This window comes from bacterium, assembly GCA_030654305.1.
In the GTDB taxonomy this organism is placed as follows: Bacteria; Krumholzibacteriota; Krumholzibacteriia; order LZORAL124-64-63; family LZORAL124-64-63; genus PNOJ01.
Genome location: JAURXS010000142.1, coordinates 1 through 3,223 on the forward strand (window position 1 = coordinate 1; position 3,223 = coordinate 3,223).

The 3,223-nt window shown below is 69.5% G+C and carries 3 protein-coding genes; all 3 read right to left on the reverse strand.

Annotation, left to right across the window (positions count from 1 at the left end; genetic code table 11):
- The coding region (locus Q7W29_03740; GenBank protein MDO9170924.1) for a carboxyl transferase domain-containing protein at window positions 1-1,088 on the reverse strand (1,088 nt) is incomplete at its 3' end.
- Window positions 1,089-1,315: 227 nt separating this feature from the next.
- Window positions 1,316-2,419 (reverse strand): choice-of-anchor J domain-containing protein, encoded by a 1,104-nt coding sequence (locus Q7W29_03745; GenBank protein MDO9170925.1) that lies wholly within the window; start codon window positions 2,417-2,419, stop codon window positions 1,316-1,318.
- A 239-nt stretch (window positions 2,420-2,658) separates the two neighbouring features.
- Entirely contained in the window at window positions 2,659-3,108 is a 450-nt protein-coding gene (locus tag Q7W29_03750; GenBank protein ID MDO9170926.1) for a hypothetical protein, read from the reverse strand.
- Between the last annotated feature and the right edge of the window lie 115 nt (window positions 3,109-3,223).

A 3,223-nucleotide genomic window follows, 5' to 3' on the forward strand; every position in this document is an offset into this window, starting at 1 on the left:
AAGCCGGGCACGTCCACCAGCGTGATCAGCGGGATGTTGTAGATGTTGCAGGTGCGGATGAACCGCGCGCCCTTGTCGGCGGCGTCGATGTTCAGCACGCCCGCCATGACCATGGGCTGATTGGCGACGATGCCCACGGCCAGACCGCCGAGGTGCGCGAAGCCGACGACCAGGTTCGCCGCGAAGTCCTTCTGGACCTCCAGGAACACGCCGTCGTCCACCAGACGGGTGATGACCTCCTTAACGTCGTAGGCGGCGCGGGGGTCGTCGGGGATGATCCAGTCCATCGCCTCATCGTCGACGACGGTGCCGTCGAAGTGCCGCGACGGCGGCGTCTCCATGTTGTTCTGCGGCAGGTAGGTCAGCAGCGCCTTGACGATCCCGACGGCTTCCTGCTCGTCGGCGGCCACGAAGTGGATGTTGCCGGCGATCTGCATGTGGGCGCGCGCGCCGCCGAGGTCCTCGTCGGAGATGACCTCGCCGGTGGCGGCCTTGATCACCTCGGGCCCGGCGATGAACATGTGCGAGGTGCCGTCGACCATGATGATGAAGTCGGTGAGCGCGGGCGAGTAGGCCGCGCCGCCGGCGCAGGGGCCCGCCACCACCGAGATCTGCGGCACCACGCCCGAGATGAGCGTGTTGTGGTAGAAGATCTTGCCGTAGGCGGAGAGCGCGTTGACGCCCTCCTGGATGCGCGCGCCGCCGCCGTCGTTGAAGCCGACGACCGGCACGCCGCACTTCAGCGCGGTGGCCAGCATCTCGACGATCTTCGCCGCGTGCACCTCGCCGACGGCGCCGCCGCCGACGGTGAAGTCCTGCGAGAAGGCGAACACGGGCCGGCCCATGACCTCGCCCTTGCCCGTGACCACGCCGTCGGCCGGGAACGACTTGCCCGCCAGCTCGGCGCAGTTGTGCTTCACCCAGAGCCCGAACTCGACGAAGGTGTCCTCGTCGTAGAGCAGGGCCAGCCGTTCGCGCGCCGTGAGCTTGCCCTGGTCGTGCTGGCGCCGGATCTTGTCCGGGCCGCCTCCGGCCTGAAGCTCCAGGCGCCGCGCATCGAGTTCCTCGAAACGTCGCCGTGCCGCCATGTTGTCTCCTTGTGCGCAGATCGCGTCCCCGGGGTCTTCACGGCCGCGGGCTGAGGGTCCCGGTCGACAGGCCGTGGGGACGCACGGGCTACGATAAGAGACGGCTTTGGAATGTCAAGGCGGGCCGCGGCGGGCGCCTCGAATCCACGGTTTCGAAACACGGCAGCGACAAGCAGAAGCGGCCGCCCTCCCTGAGGAAGGCGGCCGCTGCGCTCGCAGACGGTCTTTTACCTGTAGATGGCCTTGACCGACCCCCACGACTCGTTCTCGTTGGCCACGGGCGAGTCGATGGTGACGGTGACCTGGCCGCAGCCGCTGTAGGCGTCCACGATCAGGTAGTACCAGCCCGAGGCCGGGGCCACGAAGCTGATGCACTCGGGGTTGCCGCTGTCGTCGCCGGCCAGGCAGGTCGCCGCGGCGTCCGCGCAGTCGGTGACGGCGTAGAGCGCCAGGTCGATGTACTCGCCGGTCGGCGACTCGCAGACCGTGAAGCTGTCGCCCTGGCCCAGGTGGATCTTGTAGGTCGCGTCGGGGCCTTCGGCGCTCCAGCCGGTGCAGCTGGCGCCGTACACGCCGGGCGAGTAGTCGTCGGCGTAGAGGCACAGGTCGAGCTCGAAGACCGTCAGGCTCTGCTCCTGCAGGTCGACGGCGCCGGCGCACAGGTCGTTGTCCGGGGCCGGCGGCGGCGGCGGCACGTCGTAGCCGGTGCCGTCGTCGACCGTCACGGCGTCCAGCACGTGCAGGTCGCCGTCGACGCCCCGGTAGCGGAAGGAGATCGTCACGGTCTGGCCGTCGTAGGCGCCCAGGTCGACGAAGAACTTCTGCCAGGCGTACTGCGCGTCGGTGGCGCTGTCGAAGTCGAAGACGGTCAGGCCGTCGACTTCGACGGTCTCGGCCACGTTCCCCGACCAGGAATCGGTGCGGCTGCCGGCCATCCAGAAGCTCAGCACCGACGATCCCGCCGACACGTCGACGGTCTGGTTGAACGAGATCGTCTCGTCCTGGAAGTTCGTCAGGTCGTAGCCCACGAAGGCGCAGTAGCTGCCCTCGAGCGCGCCGGTCGAGGTCGCGCCGCTGACGCTCCAGGTGCGGGACGGGTTGGTGACGCCGGCCGTCCAGCCGGCGGGGATCACGCCGTCCTCGAAGCCCTCGAACAGCGAACGGCTGCCAAGCAGGGGCGAACGGCTGGAATACGCCGGCCCGTGCGTGCGGTTCATGTCCAGGAAGCTCTTCAGGTCGAGACGCTGGTCCTTGCTCTCCTGCCCGGCGATCGCCGTGGCGGCGGCTAGGCAGGTCAGCGTGATCACCAGGATCGTTGTCCATTTCTTCATGAATCCCTCCTCGTCGTAAATCGACATCACCCGCGGAGCGGGACGAGAGGGATCAGCAAGATTTCAGCCGGAACGAGGGCGGGGCGAGGAAAAATACGCGGGCGGCCGCGGCGGCGACGATGTTCCGCAAAAGGGGGGATCGTTCCCCATGATTCCCGATCGCTCCACGCCGGCTCCGGACACGCGCGGCGGCGGCGGCCGGCCGGTCCATGGCGGACGGTGCAGGAAGCGAAATGCGGTCAGGATCCGGGCGAAATGTGCCGGGTTCGGCGCCAGGCGCCGCCCAGCAACACGCCGGCCGCCCCGACCAGGGGGATGGCGTAGCGGTACCACGCCGGCTGGACGGCATAGGAAGCGGCCTCGAACACACCCAGCTCGGAGACGGGCTTCTCGAGCGCCGGCCGGGCCGGCGCCGGCCCGAACGCGGACAGCAGGCCGACCACGAGCACGACCCCGGCCAGGAGCGGCACCGCATGGGGCGAGAACCGGGCGGAGACACGGCCTCCGAAGCCGGCGCAGACCAGGCCGAGCCCGATGCTCAGCAGCGACCAGCCCGTCGAGGTTTCCGGCGACTCGCCGCGGAAGGCGAACCCGGGACCGGTCGCCATCCAGGCCAGGCTCATCAGAATGACGGCCGTTCCCGCCAGTACGAGGTACCCCAGGACGAGACCGGCGGCGGCGCGCAGCATGACGACCTCCCCCACCGCCCGCGAGGGGCGGCGGCCCGGCCAGCATAGACGGTCCGACCCCGCGCGGGCCAGCCCGAATTGCGAACTAGGCCGCCGGCCCCGGCCGTGCGATCCT